The following is a 20,022-nucleotide window of genomic DNA, read 5'->3' as shown; positions in this document are numbered from 1 at the left end:
CTGTCAGACGGCGGCGCGCAGATCCCGGACAAACTCGTCCAGATTTCGCGACGCAAGCCGATTGGGCGGCGTGATCAGCAGTGTGCGAAAATGCAGGGCAGGTTCGAACGGTCGCAGAACCAGTCCGTGTTCGACATAGGGCTCGGCCGTCAACGGATTGACGAGCCCAACCCCGATGCCCGCAGCCACCATCGCACAAATGGTGGTGGAGTAGGGGGTCTCCATGACAGGTCGAATGGTGACGCCGGCGCGCTCGAACGCGTCCTCCGCTTCCCGACGGGTCGTGTCTTCCGGAGCGAGCGCAATAAAAGCGTGCCCAGCCAGGTCGGCGGGATGAACGACCTCGAGCGCTTCCAGCGGATGGCCTTTGGGCATGGCGACAGCCACCCGGAAGCGGGCAAATTCCTCGACCTCGACACCAGTGATGTCGATCTCGTCCGCCACGACCCCGAGGTCGAACTGGCCAGATGCCACGAGATCGCGGACATTGGACGACATCCTTGCCTGAAAGGTGATGGCGACGTTCGGATTTCTTGCCATGAAGGCCTGCAGCGCGCGCGGAAGCACATTGGTCGACAGGGCCGAGAGGCAGGCGATCCTCAGCTCGCCCGAGCCGTAATCGCGGATGCGAGCCGCAGCGCCCCGAAGGTGCGCCAGTCCCAGAAAAGCCTGCTCGACCTCACGAAAGAAGAGCTGGCCCTCCTGCGTCGGATGAAGTCGTCCCTTGATGCGCTGGAACAGATCAAAGCCGAGGGAGCGCTCGAGCTCCTGGATCATCTTGCTGACCGCAGGCTGGGAGACGTGCAGGATTTCCGCTGCGCGCGCCGTGGTGCCACTCGTCATCACCACGCGAAAAATCTCAACCTGCCGAAGGTTCATCACCACTCTCAATCAATATTGATAACTCACGCGAATAGCAGTAGCGCAAAGATGTCCGGTTTGGAATTGCTTTCCTCGGGACTTCTAAGCCGCTTCAGAAAGGCCCGGCCATGAACGATGCCCTGAAAGATGCAATGAACGATCTCACGCAATGCGTCCTCACGCCTGAAGTGCCCACCGCTGGGTTCGATCCGCTCAGGGTCGGTGTACATCGAGCTTCGACGATCGTATTTAAGGACGCGGCAACCTATGCCTCTCGGGGTGACCGCGGCCATGAAGGCTATTCATATGGTCTCTATGGCACGCCCACCACGCGTACACTTGAGGCAAAACTGACGAGCCTTGAGGGCGGCGCCTGGAGCTTCCTGACACCATCCGGCCAGGCCGCGAACGCACTTGCCGTTCTGCCGTTTCTGGCGGCTGGTGATCACATCCTGATTGCAGATACCGCCTATCCGCCGATGCGCGATCTCGCCGAGACAGATCTGAAACGGCTAGGGGTGGAGGTGGAGTTCTTCGATCCCCAGTCGCCTGAAGAGGTCGCCGCCAAGATCAGTCCGACCACGAAAATCGTCTGGTGCGAAAGCCCGGGCTCCACGACCATGGAAATCCAGGACCTGCCAAGGATCGCCGCGTTTGCACATCAGCACGGCGTGCTTGTCGGCGTCGACAACACCTGGGCAACGCCCCTCAACTTCAAGCCGCTCGAGCATGGTGCCGATATCGTTACCGAGGCGCTGACCAAATTCGTATCGGGCCATTCCGACGTGCTGATGGGGTCGATCACCATCAAGGATATGAGCCTCCTCAAACCGATACGCTCGATGATCGGCCGCATGGGTATCGGGGTCTCTCCGGACGATGCATCGCTCGTCCTGCGTGGCTTCGAGACGCTCGGTGTCCGGCTGCGACACTCGGAGCGGGTTGCACTGAATTTTGCACGCAGGATCGCTGAGCATCCTGTCGTTGATCAGGTTCTGCACCCGGCGCTCGAAACCTTCCCCGGTCATGCGCTGTGGAAAAGGGATTTTCTCGGATCGAGCGGCGTGTTCAGCATCGTCTTCAAGAGGCAAGCCGCCGCCCATGTTGCGGCAGCGCTCGACACGCTACAGGTGTTCGCCATCGGCGCATCCTGGGGAGGCACGCGAAGCCTGGCCGCGCCGATGTCCATCGACGGTTTTCGCACGGCAACGTCCTGGGACGGTCCGGATGTCATCCTGCGCCTAAGCATCGGCCTCGAAGATGAGACCGAACTGTGGACCGATGTGGAGCGGCTGCTTGAGACGCTGGAGGGGCGCGCAACAGCAGCTTCGGCCGAAGGTCAGATGAAGGCCGCGAGTAACGGTTGATATTGGCCAAAACTGTGCTTCCGAGACAGATTGAGGAATGAGACGTGTCGGATAGAGAAGATGTGCTGCGCGACATCGATCGGAATTTTGATGTCGCGGTCGATAAGCTGCTTGAGCTGATTGCGATACCGTCAATCTCCAGTGACCCTTCGGCTGGAGCGGATATCGCCAGAGCGGCTGAATGGCTCAAGTCGGAGCTGGATACCATCGGACTCTCGGCGAAGGTCGCTCCCACAAAAGGACATCCTGTTGTTCTGGCGCGGTCTGCGGCAAGTCCAGGCTCTGCGCGTCCCTGCCTGCTGTTCTACGGTCATTACGACGTCCAGCCAGTTGGAGATCGGGCGGAGTGGAAACATGAGCCGTTCGAGCCGCGCATTGTGGAGGAAGATGGTGTCCATCGCTTCTATGGCCGGGGCGCGTCCGATAGCAAGAGCCAGCTTTGGACTTTCATCGAGGCGCTGCGGGCATGGAAAATCGTTCAAGGTGATTTTCCGGCCGACATCATCGTGCTTTTGGAAGGGGAGGAGGAGTGCGGTTCTCCAAGCCTGCCGGAGTTCATTGAGACCTACCGAGACGAACTGAAGTGCGATGTCGCCTTCATTTGCGACGCTGAAATGTGGTCGCCAACCCAGCCGGCCATCACCACGCAACTGAAGGGGCTCGTCCATGAGAAGGTGACGATCTCCGCTCCCAATCCGGACCTCCATTCGGGTCACTATGGTGCTGTCGCTGCAAACCCCATCCGTATTCTGAGCACGATCCTCGCCGGGCTACACGACGACAAGGGGCGCGTAGCAATCGATGGGTTCTATGATGGCGTAAAGGAGCTGTCCGAACCCGTGCGTCAACAATGGTTCGAGCTGGCGCAGGAGCGCGGGTTGCTGGGCGACGTAGACCTGACCGGTGGCGTGACGGAAGAAGGATATTCTTCGCTCGAGGCCATGTGGGGAAGGCCGACGGTCGATATCAACGGCATTACCGGCGGCAACCAGGGGCCGGGAGAACGTTCGGTCCTTCCGGGAGCCGCTTCGGCGCGCCTGTCCTTCAGGCTGGTCGCAGGACAGGAGCCGGAAGCTATCCGGCAAAGTTTTCGCAATCACATCGAAACGCGCCTGCCGAAAGGATGTCGTGTAGCGTTCGAGGGAGAGGGCGGCAGTTCTGCCGTCGTCCTGTCGCAGGACAGTCAGTTCCTGACCGCGTCCGCCCGCGGTCTTGAGGAGGAGTGGGGGACACCGACCCTGCTGCGCGGGACCGGAGGCGCCATCCCGCTGGTGGAGCAGTTCAGCCATCGATTGGGTGCTGAGTGTGTGGTCATCGGCTTCATTCTTCCGGGCGATGCCATTCATGCCCCGGATGAGCGATATGACACGGAGCGCCTTCGTAAAGGTGCCCGTAGCTGGATACGAATTTTTGAGACGATCCAGGATCAGGCGGCGAATGCATCATGACGATCATGCGCGCCACAACATCCCGCCTTGAGGAGGACGCACTCGGTACGCGTCTGATCCCCGACGACATCGCCTATGGAATTCAGACGGTCAGAGCGATCGAGAATTTCTCCATCTCGGGGCGGACCATCGCCGATATCGAAGGTTTTGTGCCAGCGGTCATCCAGATCAAGAAAGCGGCGGCGATAGCCAATCGCCGGGCGGGCGAACTCGATCAGGCGATTTCAGCGGCCATTGAAAACGCCGCGACAGAACAGTTGCGCTGGATATCGCGGGCGGATTATCCGGTCGACATTTATCATGGCGGCGGCGGCACTGCGGCAAACATGAACGTCAACGAGGTTCTGGCGAACCTTGCGAGTGAGATATTGACGGGCCGCAGAGGATCGGATCCGGTTCATCCCAATACGCATGTGAACATGGCGCAGTCCACCAACGACGTCATTCCGTCTGCCATGAAAATGGCGATATGTGATGAACTGGCGTCACTCCGACAGGCATTGGATCAACTCGTTGAAGCGCTTCTGGAAAAGGAGCGTCTGTTCGCCGATGTCGTCAAGCTCGCACGGACATGCCTGCAGGACGCGCTGCCGATCACCTTTGGTCAACAGTTCTCAGGCTACCGAGCGGCATTTCAGCGTCAGTCCAGTGACCTCAAAGCTTTGGAACAGGCATGCCTCGGCCTGCCGCTCGGGGCGACGGCTGTCGGCACCGGTTTCGGCGCTTCCGCCGATTATCGCGCGTTCGTCTTCGAGGAGCTGCAGGCTTCGACTGGCAAAGCATATCACCAAGAGGAAAACCTCTTCGATGCCTTGCAGAATGCCGATCACTGGATGGGCGTTTCGGCTTGCCTGAAGGCGATCGCCATCACGCTATCGAAGCTGTCGTCCGATCTCCGGCTGATGTCTTCTGGTCCGAGAGCAGGCCTCGGCGAGATGGCGCTTCCTGCTGTGCAACCCGGCTCGTCGATAATGCCCGGCAAGGTCAATCCTGTCATGCCGGAGATGATGATGCAGGTCGCGTTTCGAGTCATCGGAAACGATGCGACGGTAACACGGGCGGCAGAAGGTGAATTGGATCTCAATGTGTGGGAATCCATCATCCTCGAGGCGTTAAGCGAATCCATCCGCCTCATGCGCCGTGCCATACCCTTGTTCATCAGCGGCTGCGTGTCCGGTGTAGAGGTCAATGCAGAGCGAGGCCTCGCAGATGCCTATGGTTCACTGGCACTGTCTACCATCCTTGCAGCAATATACGGTTATCTCGCGGCCTCCGCAGTTGCCAAACATGCGGCACGCCACGACATTTCCATATCGCAGGCGGCGATTTCCTGCGGCCTTCTGAACGACCAAGACGCGATCCGGCTCTTCTCCGACGTGTCGGCCTTTGCAGACGCTGGTCGCGCGGACGCTCTGATTGCCGATTCCAGAAAAGCCATGGCACCAATGACGGGAGGCTCGGCGGCCGGGCAATGATATGCCAACGTCAAGAAGCTGCTGCGTTACAAAGCCAACAAGGCGCTGATGAAATTTGGTTACGAGGCGCGGCTTTCGGCCGAAGCTTGCAAGGCCAATCCGGCAACACACGCGGCTGTCTCCGAAAGCAGCCGAGAACCATGACTTTTTCCGGGGCTCCGGTTTGTCCTATGTCATCGGCAAGGCAGTTGCCATCGAGAATAAGTACTGGGACTTGTAAGTCATTGATGGCCGAGGCCTTGGTAGGGAACCGGTTTGGGAGAATGTCGGGGTCGACGGTTCATATACCTTCAAGACCATAGGATCGATTAGCGCCGAAACGCTACAAAGCGTGCTGCGCCTCGCAGTCATAGGATCACATATCTTTTTTCGACCACAGCAACGTCTCGAGAGTTTTTGGATTACGATCTACCCTTGTCGCGACGGTTTATTTCGCCCATGCTTCTTTCTGTTGGGTTTGGCAGGTGACCGTGAGGATACATGACTGAGCGGGTGCTGCCGCTGCGTGGGATTTCGGTCTTCGAGGCCGCGGCACGGGCTGAGAGTTTTCATGCCGCAGCGGAGGAGCTCAACCTCACGCCGTCAGCCGTCAGCCACCAGATCCGGCTGCTCGAGGCAATATTAGGTGTACGGCTTTTCGACAGAGTCGGGCGGGGCGTCACTTTGACACCGGAGGGAGCAGAATACGCCCGGTCGGTGCGTCACAGTATCCGTTGGCTGCGTGCCGCAACGAGCGATATCAGGGCGCGCGGGCAAAACGGGAGCGCGCTCGATGTCGTCAGGATCGAAGCCCCCCCGTCCTTCGCCCATTCCTGGATACTTCCGCGGCTGGCGGATCTGTTGGCCCTGCAGCCGGGGCTCGATATCCGGCTCAACGCGCAAGGATCCAATCTCCAGGGCGAGAGATTGCCCTGGGAGCCCCAGGCCGACGCGCCGGCCGATATCCAGATCGTCTATGGCGACGATATGTGGAAGGATCGCGCCTCCTTGATGATTAGTGAGACCTTCCAACCGTTTTGCGCCCCGAGCCTGATGACGGCGAATTCGCTTGAAACCCCGCACGCGCTTCTCGGTCAGACACTGATCAGCACGTTCCACAATCATATGTCTTGGGAGGAATGGCTGAATGTGCAAGGGGTTCAACTCGACAGGAACCCGCTCAACAGGATCCAGCTGGATCCATCCTATCTGGCCATACAGGCTGCCGCGGATGGTCTGGGCATCGTGCTGGAGAGCAGCATCCTGGTAGAGCGAGAGGTAAGGGCCGGAGCACTTGTTGCGCCGTTTCCACATTTAGACCGTCCGGGACTAAGCTACTGGATCTTCACGCCATCGACGAAAAGACCGAGCGCGACTGTCGATGCCGTCATCGAATGGCTGATGAATGCCGCGTAGACCGGCAACTGACTGACTTGGCTATGTCTGCGATACAACCAGGGCGCTCCAGCCGCCTGACACCCACGTGGGTACCGTCTGTGTAGCAGACTCCAATGATGAATTTTTCTTGTCAATTGGGACGAACTCTTTGCGCTTTTCATGTGCCGCTCTCCCGATACTCTCTCGAAATCGGATCTCGAAGACGCGTTTGTCGTCGGGGACAACACGAACAAGAGAGTTTATTTCGTCAATGAATGCTGATGAGCAAACCGCAATCAAGGCCAACAAGTACCTGCTGCGTTACATGGGGCTGGGTGGCGATTTCACGCCCTTCATTCCCGAACGCGCCGAGGGTTCTTGGCTATATGACGCTTCGGGCCGCCGTGTCCTCGACTTCACCTCCGGACAGATGAGTTCCGTGCTTGGCCATGCTCATCCGGAGCTCGTCGCAACCGTTCACGAGGCTTCAGGTCGGCTCGACCACCTCCTCAGCATGATGCTGTCGAAGCCAGTTGTGGATTTGGCCGAAGCACTGGCTGAACGCGTACCAGACCTTCCACGCTCGATGTTCCTTTCGACCGGCGGCGAATCCGTCGAGGCGGCCATCCGTCTGGCCAAGGTGGTAACCGGCAAATGGGAGGTCGTGGGCTTCGCCCAATCCTATCACGGATCGACCGGTGCGGCGGCGTCAGCCACCTATTCGATTGGAAGACGTGGCCATGGGCCACTGATGCCTGGCGCGTTCGCTATCCCCGCACCCAATCAGTTCCGCCCACGCTTTCCCGGTGTGACATGGCAGCAGGAGCTCGACGACAGCTTAGAGCTGCTTGATCGCCAATCGACCGGAAACCTTGCAGCTTTCGTCGCCGAGCCGATCCTGAGCACAGGCGGCGTCCTCGACCTTCCTGTCGGTTACCTTGCTGCCCTGAAGGCTCATTGTCAGCGTCGCGGCATGCTGCTGATCGTCGACGAGGCCCAGACGAGCCTCGGGCGCACAGGCGAGATGTTTGCCTTCGAGCGTGACAAGATGGTGCCGGACATTCTCCTGTTGTCGAAAACGCTCGGCGCGGGCATGGCGATGTCGTCGGTCTCCACGTCCGATGAGATCGCAGAGATCGCCAATAGACGCGGTTTCATGTTTGCGACGACCCATGTCAACGATCCACTGCCGGCTTCCGTCGCCCTCAAAGTGCTTCAGATCATCGAGCGCGATAGCCTGGTCGAGCGTGCAGCGATGCTCGGAACCCGCCTGAAAAAAGGTCTGCAGAACCTGATGCAGCATCACGAATGCATCGGCGACGTTCGCGGCCGTGGGCTGCTGCTCGGCGTGGAATTTCTTCCCCAGGCGGGACAGACAGGCACAGCGATTTCCCAAAAGGTCACGCAGATCGCGCTGGATCTCGGCCTCTCGGCCAATATCACCGGTGCCTACACATCCGGCGTCCTGCGCCTGGCACCACCTATCACATCAACTGAAGACGAGATCGACTTCGGACTGAATGTACTCGACACGGCAATCGGGAGGGTTGTCGAAGCGCTCAGGAACTGATGCGCGATTACCCATGATCCACGATTGTCCGCGGGATCGAGGGCATCTGGAATGAAGCAATGACGCCCGTTTGGGAGGACTGGCGGAAGACAGAACCGGTGGGAAGGGAGGAGCCGGGCCGGACCAACCAGAGGGAAACAAAATGAACTTCAAACGTCGCAGCATTCTCATTGTATCGGCTGTCGCCGGCATCTTCGCGATGCCCGTCATGGCTAACGCCGACGGCGTGCTCAATGTCGGCTCCTACCCAAACAATCCTCCATTCGAAGCCAAGAACGTCAGCGGCGTTTTTGAAGGCTTCGAGGTCGATATCGTCACCGAGGCGGCAAAACGCATCGGCATGACGGTCGATATCCTAGGCTATGACTTCCAGCCGCTCTTCCCGGCCACAAGTTCCGGCCGTATCGACGTCGCGATCTCGTCGATCACCATCACCAAGGAACGCCTCGCCTCGCAGGCCTTCACCCAGCCCTATTACGACTCCGCCATGGGGATTGCGGCGAGGAACGGCGACACCATCAACAGCCTCGCGGACCTCAAGGACAAGGTCGTCGGCTCGCACTCCGGTTCGACCAGCCATAAGTGGTTGGTGGAGAACATGGACAAGTACGGCTTTGCCGAGGTGAAGAGCTACAACAGTCCGCAGGACGCGTTGCTGGACCTCTCTGCCGGACGCGTCGATGCAATCACCAGCGACGTTCCGAACATGGAATACGCCTTCACCAAGATGAAGGGCATGCGCGTGGTGGAGCGTATCAAGTCGGGCGAGCAATACGGCATGATGATGGGCAAGAGCTCTCCCTATCTCGACAGGATCAACGAGGCGCTGACCGCGATGAAGAAGGACGGCACCATGCAGGCCATCCACAAGAAGTGGTTTGGCACCGATGCGCCGGAGCAGTCATCCACGGTGCTGGAAGCGGAAGTGCCGAAGGGCTGACACAGGCAAGCACGAGCCCAACGTCGATCGGGCCGGTGGGAGATGGTTCCGCCGGCTTGAACTCGAGTTCACGATTCTCCCCGGACGCCCATGACCCTCATCGATACCTTCTTCAATATCGACGTCTTCGTCGATGCCTTTCCTGCGCTCCTTCGTGGCGTCATCAACACCCTGCTGCTCGGGGTCCTGGCCATATGCCTCGGCATTCCAATGGGCATGTTCATCAGTCTCCTGCGGCTCTACGCTCCCCGTCCGGTCCGCTGGCTCACCATCGGCTTCATCGACATTTTCCGTGCGGTGCCGTTGCTGGTTGTCCTGATCCTCATCTACTATGCGTTGCCGTTCGTCGGTCTACGCCTGTCGGCATGGGTTTCGGCGACGCTCGCCTTCACCCTCGTCATGTCGGCCTATTCGGCGGAGGTCTTCCGCAGCGGCATCGAGAGCATACCCAGGGGACAGTTCGAGGCCGCGCATGCGCTTGGCCTCTCCTTCGTCACGACGCTGCGGAAGGTTGTTCTGCCCCAGGCGATCAAGCTGGTCATCCCACCGACCACCAGCAATTGCGTGTCGATGTTCAAGGATACATCGCTCGCCTCCTCGGTCGCCCTGCCGGAACTGCTGAAGGAAGCCAATGATGCCCAGGCGTTCTTCGCCAGTCCCACACCTCTGATCGGCGCGGCTCTGATCTATCTCGCGTTTCTCTGGCCAATGGTCCGTCTGGTTAATTACGTCGAGCGGCGTGGCAAGCTGCGAGATGGTCGGTGAGGTTAACATCTAACGCGTGCGTTTGATGATGAGACCTCAGCAGCCCGAAGAGGGACCAACATTTGGAATAAGTTGTTTGATTTGCCTAAGCACGCCTCTCGTTCACATCCCATCAACAGCTTAAAAAGGGCCGGCTATAGTACGTCATGCGTTTTTCACCGCGCTTGAGCGCGTTCCTCTCGTCGATGAGGTTGCTCTCATTGAGGCTCTGAAAGCCGGCATCATCGCTGGAGCCGCCTTGGATGTGTTTAACAGAGAACCGGTGGCCGCAGAACATCCTGCTGTTTCATTGCCGAACATCGTCGCAACACCCCACATTGGCTTTGTGACCGAAAACTCTTATCGGGTGTTCTACAGCGATACCGTAGAAAACATCCTCGCCTGGCTCGACGGAGCGCCGATCCGCATTCTTTGAGATAGCAGTTTGCCGAGGTCGGAAGGCTTACTCTTTGCCGGCAACATGTCGTCTAAGATAGGCGGCACCTTCAGCCATCGCATAGTTGCATCCAGTGCTGGTCGCATTTGCTTCTTTAGGTTAGCCGTCATTGGGTCTGCGATTCCGCGGGCCTCGCCGATCTCGGCCCAGTCGCGGCGGCCGTTCATGATCGGAGACCTTTTTCGGTAAATGATCAGGCTGATCAGGTAGGGGCGGACATTCTCCAGCGCCCGCTTTGCAGATATCGGTGCAATACGCACCTCGCAGAATTCCGAAATTTTTCGTTAAAAAAGACGTGATGAAAGATCGTGTTTGGGCATGCTCATTCCATTTCACTTCGGCACCAGGCGGCACCAGGCGGCACCAGGCGGCACCAGGGCCGAGGGCGAGCGGAAATAAGCGGCGGTGTTTAACGAAGCATGTATGGTGTGGAGCCTCGCCTCGTGTATGCAAACCCCGCGAATGATCTGTGAACGGATCATATTTCTTAAAATGGTCCGTAGATGTATCTTTTATTTTGACTCCGCGATGATTTTGCTAGTTCTTTCACCAGTCCTATGAAGACCGGACGGAAAAGGATGATGGCACGCTCCGAGTCAGATGCATTGATGAAGGCAACGCGCAAGGCCAAGCGATTGACCCACGAGCAAGTCGCCGATATGGCGGGGATATCGCGTCCCCGCTATCGCGAGATCGAAGCCGGAAGCAGCGCCGCGCGCACGACGACCTTGATCAACATCGCACGTGCTATTGGGCTCGAGCTGATGCTCATCCCGCAGGCGATGGTGCCGGCCGTCGATGCATCGCTGCGGCCGAACGACGATTTCGATGATCTTCCCGCATTCGTTGCAAATCCAGACGGTGAACGTGGTGACTGAGGCTTTCCCCAATCCGAGGTCAGTCTCGTCGCTTGACGTGCTGCTGAACGACTTGAAGGTCGGCACGATCGTACGGACGCCCGGCGATTTCAACGCGTTCAGCTTCGAAGATAGCTATCGTGCGACAGGCGGACTTCCTGTACTCAGCCTGTCTTTTCGCGCAGTCGGCGGCGGCTTGCGCAAAGACCCGAAGCCAGTTGCCAGAGCCTTACCATCGTTCTTCGCCAATCTTCTCCCAGAGGACAAATTGCGCGAGGCAATGGAAAAGTACCACGCCGGTAGTGTTCGGGCCGGGAATGATTTTGATCTCCTTGTCGCACTCGGCGCGGACCTGCCGGGTGCCGTCCGCGTCGTGCCGGGTGACGGAGCATTCGCTCGGCAGGAGAATATTTCCGCTCCCAAGCCGAAAGCCCGATTCTCGCTTGCCGGTGTGCAGATGAAGCTCTCGGGCATCAAGAACACGGGAAAGGGCGGCGGCTGACCCTGCCACTGGGCGACGAGCAGGGTTCGTATATCGCCGAGTTTCCGTCGACCTCTTTCCCTGGCGTCTCGGAAAACGAGTATGCCAATCTTGTATTGGCGGAAGCGATCGGCATGGAGGTGCCGGAACGGGAACTCGTCGAGCAATCGGCGTTTGAGGGCATACCAAAAGAGTTCGAAACGCTGTCCGATGGAAAAGTCCTGCTCGTCAAACGCTTCGATCGTGGCACCACTGGTGAGCGGATCCATATCGAGGACTTCGCCCAGGTTTTCGGCGTTTATCCTTCCCGGAAGTATGAAGGAGCCGCATATCACGACATTGCTGAAGATCTGCGGATGCATTTGGCTAACCTTAGGTATCCCGCCGACAAGCCAGAACATCATGCAGCTCACGCAAGATGATCTGCGTGGAGTGCGAACTAACCGAACTTTCCTGAAAGAGGGCCATCGCTATTCGATCAAATTTTAAGCAAAGATGACGACGGCAGCTTATTTTTGAAATATCCTTCCGAAAGTCGATAGCGCTGCTTGATCCTGCGGAGGATATCGAAACTGGCAACACATCGGGGCACACGCAGCAAAGTATGTTTGGCGTGGCGGCAGCTTCCTGCAGGGCGCCGCTGTTCGGATGCAGCACGCGAGGCTGTGCCGCTGAGCCATAGGCAATCTTGCCATAGCTCATAAATGCAGATAATTGTGAGGCATAGAGAGGAAAGCTATAACTCATGCAATGGAACTGGCAGAACGCCGATTGGCCGAGTTTCAGGTATGACACCGCAAGCTTGGCTTCAATGGAGCAGAGATTTCTGCAGTCCGCCGGCGAAGTGATAGGTGCCGTTCGACATTTCAATGACGATGACAGCAACCAACTTCGCATTGAGTTGCTGAGCGACGAAGCGATCAAGACCTCGGAGATCGAGGGGGAGTTTCTGGATCGCGCGAGTGTTCAATCCTCACTCCGCCGGCAGTTCGGGCTCAACACTGACGATAGGCAGATCCGCCCCCAAGAGCGCGGAATTGCAGAAATGATGGCAGATGTCTATCGCAACTGGCATGCGCCGCTGCAGCATGAGGGATTATCGCATTGGCATTCAATGCTGATGGCCGGAAATCGATACATTGAGACGATTGGTGATTACCGCGAGCATGAAGACGCCATGCAGATCGTGTCAGGTCGACTGGATAAGCCCACAATCCATTTTGAGGCTCCCCCATCTCGCCAGGTTAAAGCTGAGATGAAGAACTTCATCACATGGTTCAATCAATCCGGGCCAGCCGGCCCAACGCCGCTTCAAGCTTTGACGCGCGCTGCAGTAGGTCATCTTTACTTTGAAAGTATTCATCCATTTGAGGATGGGAATGGCCGAATTGGGCGCGCGCTCGCCGAGAAATCTCTGGCGCAAAACATTGGGCAACCAAGCCTCATTTCACTCGCTTTCACGATCGAGAAGAGCCGGAAGACCTACTACTCCGAACTTGAGCGACACCAACGCACGCTTGATATCACCGGCTGGGTCATCTTTTTCTCGGAAACGATCCTTGCTGCCCAACAGGCGACACTTGAGCGCATAGATTTCTTCATTCAAAAAGCCAAGTTCTACGACCGCGTTCGTGGTCACTTGAACGAGCGACAAGAAAAGGTGATCGCGCGCCTTTTAAAGGCGGGCATAGCGGGCTTTAAGGGAGGCCTCAGTGCGGAGAACTACATCTCGATCACAGCCGCATCCCGCGCTACGGCCACCCGCGACCTTCAGCAGCTCGTAGAAATCGGTGCACTTGCGCGCACCGGTGAACGTCGGCATACACGCTACGCGCTGCGACTACAAAAGTGAGTTCTGCTAAGTGTGATCGTGATCAAAGTCGGTATCCCGCCGAACGACCGTTCGAACCCTTTCAAGGGCCTTGGTCGGGCTGCAATATCATCGATGCTTCTTTTCCGTTGACGTATCGCTTGACCCCACCAATTTCATACATGTTGGTGGATAATCTGATGCGTGAGTGGCTAATCAGCTGCCTTCTCGTCGAAAGTGTCCCGCATCGCCTTGAGGATAACGACTGCTGAAGCAGCGCCCGGGTCGATATGCCCAAGCGAACGCTCGCCCAATCTTGCAGCGCGACCGCGCAGCGCGATCATCGATTGCGTTGCTCTCGCGCCCAGTTCGCCCGCTTCGCAGGCGGCGGACCATATCTGGCCGGGCTCACCCGCTTTCGCCTCTGCTGCGTCGGCCGCCGGCATCCATGCATCCAGCATGGTCTTGTCGCCGCGCAGTCCTTTGCCACGCTGCTGAATACCGAAGGTGATGGCTCTTAGCATTGCCACCTGACCGGCCGCATCAAGAGGTCGTTCCACACCCATCTTATCGGCCGCGTTGACGAAGCCGGTCGCGTAAAGAGGACCCGTGGACGCGCCCACAGCATCAAGAAATGTAGCCGCGGCGGCGGCCATTACCTCCGCAGCACTCATGCTGTCGAGATCGCTGCGCGACAGTTCGCTTGCAACAGCGCTGAAGCCAAGAGACATCGTGATGCCGTGATCGGCGTCTCCGATCGCCTCATCGAGCTCGGTCAGGTAATCCTTCTCCTTCGCCATCGCCTCGGAAATCTTGTTGAACATTCGGCTGAGCAAGCGAGCTTCATTGTCTTGCACCATTCCCCTCCCACTGTCGCACCCTCAAAGTGACAAACTGCCTTACCCAATTTTCAAGGCCGCAGTATCGCAGCGATGATGGAGAAGTTCGGTCAGTTCATCATCCAGATGCATGATGGAGATCGAGGCGCCGACCATGTCCAAAGAGGTGCAGTAGTGACCTATCCAGTTCGCCTCGATCTCGATTTTCTTTGAGTTCAACCTCTGCTCGACGCGTCTGAAGAGGATATAGAGTTCCATCAACGGAGTTGCGCCGAAGGAGTTTACCAAAACGGCAACCTGACTGCCTGACGTAGCACCCATTTCATGGAAGATGCGGTCGAGAATCTTGTCGGCGATCGCGTCTGCACTCACAATCCTTTCGCGGCTGACGCCACGTTCGCCATGGATGCCCATGCCGAATTCCATTTCGTCCTCACCTATCTCGAAGCTCGGGCGACGCGTCTGCGGCATGGAGCCGGCTTCGAGTGCCACGCCGAGCGTAAAGGTGCGGGCATTGGCCTTGCGCGTCAGTGCCTCGCACGCATCGAGGGAAAGGCCGCGATCACAGGCTGCACCGGCGATCTTGAATGTGAAGAAGTTGCCGGCGACACCGCGCCGCCCGTCGCGGTCTTCTGCCGATGACGAGGCGACATCATCGGTCGTCAACACCGTGCGTACGGCTATACCCTCTGCCTCTGCCATCTCGGCAGCCATCTCAAAATTCATCACGTCGCCCGCATAGTTTCCGTAGACGAAAAGGACGCCGGCGTCTCCCGAAGCCGCCCTCGCACATTGCAGAATCGGCATGGGAGGAGGGGAGGAGAAAATATTGCCGACGGCAGCCGCGTCTGCGAGCCCCTTACCGACATAGCCGAGAAAGCAGGGCTCATGGCCGGAACCGCCGCCGATAACGAGACCGACTTTGCCTGGCCTTGGGCCATCCTTCGCAATCAATGCCCGATTGGATTTACCGACAGGCGCGAGATACTTGTGGTGCGCCCTTACGACCCCATCGAGCATCTCCTCGACCACATGATCGGGGTCGTTGAGAAATTTCTTCACCCGACTGCGAGAGCGCGTTCCTTCGAACCTCATATTCTCCGACCGAGGACGTTGCGCCAGCTTCTGGTCGACCACGGTCACGCCATCTGCGTTCAGAATGCCGCGTCCGGTCGCTGCATCCGTGATAAGCACGTTGACGAAGCCGCCGCGCAAAGCGGCGAGAATCGCCGGCACCTTGTCGAAGCCGCCTGCGGCCGCGATGCGCAAATCTACGGACTTCAGCATGTCGAGGGACATGGCGATGATCCGTTCGTCCAAGGGGCCGGCAACAGGGCGCCCTTGGCCGTCGATGAACCGACCGGATACTGCGCCGACGGCTCCCTTTGCGAGATAGTCCTGCAGCGACACTTCCTCAAAGAAACCACTCGTATGGATCGTCGAGTTGGGACGCAGCGAAGAAATGCCAAACAGCGCCTTGTTGGCACCGGAGAGCACGGCCAACTGATCAGCGATCAATGGCTCCTCAAGCAATGCGTCTCGCACCATGCGGGAAGATACGATCGCGGGCGCGGATATATTGACAAGCCTGCCGCCGACGGCTCCGGCGACGGCCGCCGCGCAAAGCTCCGGCGTGTAGGTGAAGCTCGCACGCGTGCCCCCCGCCGCCTGAATGACGGTCACGTCCTGCAGGCCCGAAACGCTTGCAGCCTCGCCAATGGACAGCATCGTACGTCCCCAGGAAACGGCCACCGTATCGCCTGACTTTATAAGCCTGTGTAGCGCTTGGGCGCCGGCCGCACCGATCCGGTCGATCAGCGGTTTTCCTGTTTCCTCACTGGGAACGACGAGACAGTCGACCAGCCCGAAATGCCGCTTCAATTCCTGCGCGATGGTCAGCGATGCAAGCCTTGCGGGCTCTATGGCGATGTTGACGATGCCGCGTTCGCGGGCTTCGGCGAGATAGCTGTTAACTGTGGCGCGGGAAACGCCCATGGCAGACGCTATATCGCCCTGTGTCAGACCGTCCTCGTAATAGAGCCAACAGGCCCAGACGAGAGCATCGTCGCCGTAACGCAGAGGCATGCCTTCGGGCGCATGCTCGACATCACTCTTGCCGGCATTGGCCTTACCGAGCGGCTGGGTTTTCATTGGTGCCAATCCGAAACGAGCTCCCGACTGTCAATTCCGGGCCGAGGTATTCAAGCTTTCCGGATGTCCCGGAAAGATGTCGCCATTGGCTACATATTTCAAGCACGCGGTCCGCGGCCTGCCCATATGGACAGGCCGCGTTGCCCTGGGAGAAGTTCGGTTCAGTCAGGCCGCCTGCAGCTTGCCGCTCACGCCTGTCGCAATTTGTTTGAGAATCAAGGCGCAGGACGTTGCACCGGCATCGAGAACACCAAGCGAGCGTTCGCCAAGGCGGCTGGCCCGGCCGATCCTGGCGACGAGGTCGATGGTCGAATCGCGCCCCTTTTCGGCAGCGTCGGTCATGGCGGCAAGAGCCTCAGCGAAAGGCTTGCCACCGGCTGTCGCTTCATCGAACGCTTCCGTTGCCGGAACGAATGCGTCGATCAGCGTCTTGTCCCCTACCTTGGCCGAGCCGATCGACTGTATGCCGGACAGACCCGCACGCAGCATCTTCGAAAAGAGGGCCGCATCGATGACATCCTTGCCCTCGAGGGTTTCGGCAAATTCGGTGAACATCACACCGTAAAGAGGTCCCATCGAACCGCCGATCTCGGTCATCAGCAGCGTACCAAGCGTATCAAAGGCCTTCGCCAGAGACACGTCCTTGCCCTTCAGCCGTTCGGCCGCCATGCCGAAGCCTTTGGCCATGTTGACGCCGTGGTCGCCGTCGCCGATCTTGCCGTCGATTTCACTCAGATAGGCGCGGTTCTCGATGATGCGTTCGGCAAGCGAGAAGACGATATCTCCGGCGGAAGCGTTGTTGAAAGTCTGCATCGCGGCTCCTCACAGCAGCATGGTGCAACGCGTCTCGAGATCGAGAAGCGGCTTGGTTTCGTCGTCGAGCGCCATGACGGTCAGGGTTGCCCCGACCATTTCCAGCGATGTGAAGTAGTTGCCGACATAGGTCCTATAGACCTTCAGACCGCGTTTCGTGATCTCGGTCTCGATCGTGTCGTTCAGAATATAAAGTTCGTTGAGCGGCGTCGCGCCGAGACCGGATACAAGGACGGCCACCTCCGTGCCGCTCGGCAGGTCGTGATCGTCGAGGACGATCTTCACCATGTCGCGTGCGACCTCTTCCGCCGTCTTCAGCGGCTCCACGCGCACGCCGGGCTCGCCGTGATGGCCGATGCCGACTTCCATCGTGCCGGGTTCGATCTGGAAGTTCGGATGTCCCACCGCCGGCAGGGTGCAGGGGCCGAGGCCGACGCCGATCGAGCGGCAGTTGTCGATCGCCTTCTGCGCGACGACGCGCACCTCTTCGAGTGTTCCGCCCTGCGTCGCCTTGGCACTGCCGATCTTCCACATGAAGATCTCGCCCGCCACGCCACGGCGCTTTTCGCGCTCGGACAAGGGTGCGGAGCAGACGTCATCGTTGGCGACAACGGTCGCAACTTCGATCCCTTCCTTGGCGGCGAGCTTGATCGCCATCTTCACATTCATATTGTCGCCGGCATAGTTGCCGTAGAGGCATACGACGCCTGCGCCCGCATTGGCTTCGCGAAACGCGTCATGAAAGCTCTTGGCCGTCGGCGAGGAGAACAGTTCGCCGACCGCCACGGCATCCAGCATGTTCTTGCCGGTATAGCCCATGAAGCCCGGCTCATGGCCCGAACCGCCACCTGTCACAATGCCGACCTTGCCGTTGATGGGCGCATTCTTCGCGACGACGACGCGGGGATTTTCTGCAAGCCGGACGATATCGGAATGGGCTTTGACAAACCCTTTGACCGTATCTTCGACGACGAGATCAGGATTATTGACGAACCGCTGCATGGGATGTCCTCAGAGAATGGTGTAGCCGCCGTCGATCAGAAGATCGGCGCCGTTGATCATGTCCGCGCCGCTGGACGCCAGGAATACGGCTGCGGCTGCGATTTCCTGCGGGTAGGCGAAGCGGCCGGTCGGGATACGCTTCTTGGCGTTCTCGCCCTTCTCACCGGCCCAGGCCTTCTTGCCGAGTTCCGTCAGCACGACGGTCGGCGAAATGGTGTTGACGCAAATGCCGTGCTTGCCCCATTCGGCCGCGAATGTCTTCGACATGCCGATAACGCCGAATTTCGACGCGCAATAGGCGACGTGCTCCTCGATGGCGACGGTTCCCGCCTGCGAGCCGAGATTGATGATCTTGCCGCCGTTGCCGGCCGCGATCATCGCCTTACCGACCGCCTGGGTGACGAGGAAGGTGCCCTTGAGGTTGATATCGATCGTCTTGTCCCAGTAGTCGAGCGGCAGGTCTTCGGCAGGAGCGAGGAAAACGACGCCCGCGCTGTTGACCGCGATGTCGATCCGGCCGAAGGCGGCGATGACATCGGCGATCGCCTTGTTGACCGAGGCCGGCTGCGAGACGTCGCAGACGAAGGATTTCGCCGTCCCTCCGAGCGCCGCAGCCTTGGCCTGTGCCAGTTCGGGGTTAAGGTCGAGCACCGCGACGGTCGCGCCCTTTTCGGTCAGCGCGTCGCAGATTGCAGCACCGATGCCGGAAGCAGCGCCCGTGACGACGGCAATCTTGCCGGTGAGGGGGAAGTTGAGGTCGATCTGGGGGGCAGTATCAGTCATGTCTTCAAGCCTTTGCGACGGAGGCGGAAAGGGCGGCGATGACCGCCCCTTCCTTGGATCGGAAGCAGAGTGAATTACTTGCGGGATTCAAGAAGCTTGTCGGCGTTTTCGGCAGAGACCGGGGTCCACGGCACGAGATAGTCCTTCTCGGCGCCATCGGCCCACTTCATGTCCGGATACTGGGTCCAAATGTCCGATTCAGGCTGATAGTCCTTGTTGGCGGCCTTGATGGCGACATCGAGAGCGCCCTGCGCCTGTGCATTGGCATCTTGAAGGATCGAAGCCATTTCGCCACGCTTGACCGCGTTGATCGCATCGGTCACGCCGTCGACGCCGGCAATCGCGAAGTCTTCGACCTTGAGACCGGCAGCCTTGATGGCCTCAATCGCGCCGAGGGCCATTTCGTCGTTCTGACCGATGATCCCGTTGATCTGGCCCGGATGCGCTGTCAGCCAGTTTTCCATCAGTGTCTGAGCTTCGGCGCGCGACCAGTTGCCGGTCTGCTTTTCCAGAACCTTGACGTCCGGGCATGCTTCCAGCGCCTTCTCGTTGCCTTCGAGACGCTGAATCTGGCCGGACTGGCCGATCGGACCTTCAATAATGACGACATTGCCCTTGCAGCCCATTTTGTCCAGAACGGCCTTGGCTTCGAGCTGGCCGGCTTCCACGTCGTTCGAGCCGACATAGGATGTCAGGAGGTCGGAGTTGACGCGGGCATTGGAGCCGACGACCGGGATGCCGGCGTCATGTGCCATCTGAACGGCAGTCGCGCCGGCTTCGATGTCCATCGGTACGAAAATGATCGCGTCGAACTTCTGCGTGATCATCGTGTTGAACTGTTCCTGCTGGACCAGCGCGTCGTAACGACCGTCGAATACGGTGACGTCAACCTTACCGCTCTTGACGGCCGGATGCTGCTTCAGCGCGGCAGACCAGATCTGCATGAACTCGGCATTGAGACCATAGGTCGTGGCACCGATCTTCAATTTCTTTTCCTGGGCCATGGCCGGCGCAGAAATCATCGCCGCAGTGGCAACGAGAGCAAGCAAAAGTTTCTTCATTATCTTC

At 58.8% G+C, this 20,022-nt stretch carries 17 protein-coding genes and 2 pseudogenes; 12 read left to right on the top strand and 7 right to left on the bottom strand.

Features of this window, described 5'->3' with window-relative positions:
- Nucleotides 1-3 precede the first annotated feature (3 nt).
- The gene (locus BM216_RS25055; protein ID WP_093001949.1) at nt 4-879 is read right to left on the bottom strand and encodes a LysR substrate-binding domain-containing protein; all 876 of its coding nucleotides are present in this window, start codon (nt 877-879) and stop codon (nt 4-6) included.
- A 134-nt stretch (nt 880-1,013) separates the two neighbouring features.
- Here BM216_RS25055 and BM216_RS25050 point away from each other — a divergent pair, with 134 nt between their 5' ends.
- The 12 genes and pseudogenes from BM216_RS25050 to BM216_RS25000 all read left to right on the top strand — a co-directional run bounded on the left by BM216_RS25050 (nt 1,014) and on the right by BM216_RS25000 (nt 13,408).
- Entirely contained in the window at nt 1,014-2,228 is a 1,215-nt protein-coding gene (locus tag BM216_RS25050) for a trans-sulfuration enzyme family protein (protein WP_093002041.1), read from the top strand.
- Nucleotides 2,229-2,272: 44 nt separating this feature from the next.
- The gene (locus BM216_RS25045) at nt 2,273-3,676 is read left to right on the top strand and encodes a M20/M25/M40 family metallo-hydrolase (protein ID WP_093001948.1); all 1,404 of its coding nucleotides are present in this window, start codon (nt 2,273-2,275) and stop codon (nt 3,674-3,676) included.
- The gene (locus tag BM216_RS25040; RefSeq protein ID WP_244530314.1) at nt 3,673-5,151 is read left to right on the top strand and encodes an aspartate ammonia-lyase; all 1,479 of its coding nucleotides are present in this window, start codon (nt 3,673-3,675) and stop codon (nt 5,149-5,151) included. The genes BM216_RS25045 and BM216_RS25040 overlap by 4 nt, the downstream gene beginning before the upstream one ends.
- A 6-nt stretch (nt 5,152-5,157) precedes the next feature.
- Nucleotides 5,158-5,371: pseudogene (locus BM216_RS34715) on the top strand (ribonucleotide-diphosphate reductase subunit beta); the annotation flags it as partial.
- 260 nt (nt 5,372-5,631) lie between these two features.
- Nucleotides 5,632-6,546: a LysR family transcriptional regulator gene (locus BM216_RS25035; RefSeq protein WP_093001947.1), complete on the top strand. Its 915-nt coding sequence runs from the start codon at nt 5,632-5,634 to the stop codon at nt 6,544-6,546.
- Between the two features lie 67 nt (nt 6,547-6,613).
- Nucleotides 6,614-8,077, top strand: a complete 1,464-nt coding sequence (locus tag BM216_RS25030; protein WP_348272013.1) for an aspartate aminotransferase family protein — start codon at nt 6,614-6,616, stop codon at nt 8,075-8,077.
- A 142-nt stretch (nt 8,078-8,219) separates the two neighbouring features.
- Nucleotides 8,220-9,017 carry an ABC transporter substrate-binding protein gene (locus BM216_RS25025; protein ID WP_093001945.1) on the top strand — a complete coding sequence of 266 codons (798 nt, stop codon included), beginning with the start codon at nt 8,220-8,222 and terminating at the stop codon, nt 9,015-9,017.
- A 90-nt stretch (nt 9,018-9,107) separates the two neighbouring features.
- Nucleotides 9,108-9,782: an amino acid ABC transporter permease gene (locus tag BM216_RS25020; protein ID WP_093001944.1), complete on the top strand. Its 675-nt coding sequence runs from the start codon at nt 9,108-9,110 to the stop codon at nt 9,780-9,782.
- Nucleotides 9,783-9,918: 136 nt separating this feature from the next.
- On the top strand, nt 9,919-10,197 hold the full coding sequence (locus BM216_RS25015; protein WP_093001943.1) for an NAD(P)-dependent oxidoreductase: 279 nt from the start codon (nt 9,919-9,921) through the stop codon (nt 10,195-10,197).
- A 602-nt stretch (nt 10,198-10,799) separates the two neighbouring features.
- Nucleotides 10,800-11,096, top strand: a complete 297-nt coding sequence (locus tag BM216_RS25010; protein WP_093001942.1) for a helix-turn-helix domain-containing protein — start codon at nt 10,800-10,802, stop codon at nt 11,094-11,096.
- Nucleotides 11,089-11,900: pseudogene (locus tag BM216_RS25005) on the top strand (HipA domain-containing protein); the annotation flags it as partial. The gene BM216_RS25010 and the pseudogene BM216_RS25005, both read left to right, overlap by 8 nt.
- A gap of 401 nt (nt 11,901-12,301) precedes the next feature.
- On the top strand, nt 12,302-13,408 hold the full coding sequence (locus BM216_RS25000; RefSeq protein WP_093001941.1) for a Fic family protein: 1,107 nt from the start codon (nt 12,302-12,304) through the stop codon (nt 13,406-13,408).
- A 170-nt stretch (nt 13,409-13,578) separates the two neighbouring features.
- Here BM216_RS25000 and dhaL (BM216_RS24995) read toward each other — a convergent pair whose 3' ends face one another.
- The 6 genes from dhaL (BM216_RS24995) to BM216_RS24970 all read right to left on the bottom strand — a co-directional run bounded on the left by dhaL (BM216_RS24995) (nt 13,579) and on the right by BM216_RS24970 (nt 20,015).
- Nucleotides 13,579-14,223, bottom strand: a complete 645-nt coding sequence (gene dhaL / locus BM216_RS24995) for a dihydroxyacetone kinase subunit DhaL (RefSeq protein WP_093002039.1) — start codon at nt 14,221-14,223, stop codon at nt 13,579-13,581.
- Nucleotides 14,224-14,265: 42 nt separating this feature from the next.
- Nucleotides 14,266-16,290 carry a bifunctional sugar-binding transcriptional regulator/dihydroxyacetone kinase subunit DhaK gene (locus BM216_RS24990; protein ID WP_093002038.1) on the bottom strand — a complete coding sequence of 675 codons (2,025 nt, stop codon included), beginning with the start codon at nt 16,288-16,290 and terminating at the stop codon, nt 14,266-14,268.
- Between the two features lie 231 nt (nt 16,291-16,521).
- Nucleotides 16,522-17,169, bottom strand: a complete 648-nt coding sequence (gene dhaL / locus BM216_RS24985; RefSeq protein WP_093001940.1) for a dihydroxyacetone kinase subunit DhaL — start codon at nt 17,167-17,169, stop codon at nt 16,522-16,524.
- 9 nt (nt 17,170-17,178) lie between these two features.
- The gene (locus BM216_RS24980) at nt 17,179-18,171 is read right to left on the bottom strand and encodes a dihydroxyacetone kinase subunit DhaK (RefSeq protein WP_093001939.1); all 993 of its coding nucleotides are present in this window, start codon (nt 18,169-18,171) and stop codon (nt 17,179-17,181) included.
- 9 nt (nt 18,172-18,180) lie between these two features.
- Nucleotides 18,181-18,954 (bottom strand): SDR family oxidoreductase, encoded by a 774-nt coding sequence (locus BM216_RS24975; protein ID WP_093001938.1) that lies wholly within the window; start codon nt 18,952-18,954, stop codon nt 18,181-18,183.
- 74 nt (nt 18,955-19,028) lie between these two features.
- Nucleotides 19,029-20,015, bottom strand: coding sequence for a substrate-binding domain-containing protein (locus tag BM216_RS24970; protein ID WP_093001937.1), 987 nt, complete (start codon nt 20,013-20,015; stop codon nt 19,029-19,031).
- Nucleotides 20,016-20,022 lie beyond the last annotated feature (7 nt).

Origin of the sequence: Rhizobium sp. NFR07, assembly GCF_900111905.1 — a bacterium.
In the GTDB taxonomy this organism is placed as follows: Bacteria; Pseudomonadota; Alphaproteobacteria; order Rhizobiales; family Rhizobiaceae; genus Neorhizobium.
This window is presented reverse-complemented; position numbering and strand designations above follow the sequence as displayed.

Bases quoted from the DNA above. Each gene is read 5' to 3' on its own strand.
- BM216_RS25055 (WP_093001949.1), bottom strand. From the start codon at position 879: ATGAACCTTCGGCAGGTTGAGATTTTTCGCGTGGTGATGACGAGTGGC.
- BM216_RS25050 (WP_093002041.1), top strand. From the start codon at position 1,014: ATGAACGATCTCACGCAATGCGTCCTCACGCCTGAAGTGCCCACCGCT.
- BM216_RS25040 (WP_244530314.1), top strand. From the start codon at position 3,673: ATGACGATCATGCGCGCCACAACATCCCGCCTTGAGGAGGACGCACTC.
- BM216_RS25035 (WP_093001947.1), top strand. From the start codon at position 5,632: ATGACTGAGCGGGTGCTGCCGCTGCGTGGGATTTCGGTCTTCGAGGCC.
- BM216_RS25025 (WP_093001945.1), top strand. From the start codon at position 8,220: ATGAACTTCAAACGTCGCAGCATTCTCATTGTATCGGCTGTCGCCGGC.
- BM216_RS25020 (WP_093001944.1), top strand. From the start codon at position 9,108: ATGACCCTCATCGATACCTTCTTCAATATCGACGTCTTCGTCGATGCC.
- BM216_RS25010 (WP_093001942.1), top strand. From the start codon at position 10,800: ATGGCACGCTCCGAGTCAGATGCATTGATGAAGGCAACGCGCAAGGCC.
- BM216_RS25000 (WP_093001941.1), top strand. From the start codon at position 12,302: ATGCAATGGAACTGGCAGAACGCCGATTGGCCGAGTTTCAGGTATGAC.
- BM216_RS24990 (WP_093002038.1), bottom strand. From the start codon at position 16,290: ATGCCTCTGCGTTACGGCGACGATGCTCTCGTCTGGGCCTGTTGGCTC.
- dhaL (WP_093001940.1), bottom strand. From the start codon at position 17,169: ATGCAGACTTTCAACAACGCTTCCGCCGGAGATATCGTCTTCTCGCTT.
- BM216_RS24980 (WP_093001939.1), bottom strand. From the start codon at position 18,171: ATGCAGCGGTTCGTCAATAATCCTGATCTCGTCGTCGAAGATACGGTC.
- BM216_RS24975 (WP_093001938.1), bottom strand. From the start codon at position 18,954: ATGACTGATACTGCCCCCCAGATCGACCTCAACTTCCCCCTCACCGGC.
- BM216_RS24970 (WP_093001937.1), bottom strand. From the start codon at position 20,015: ATGAAGAAACTTTTGCTTGCTCTCGTTGCCACTGCGGCGATGATTTCT.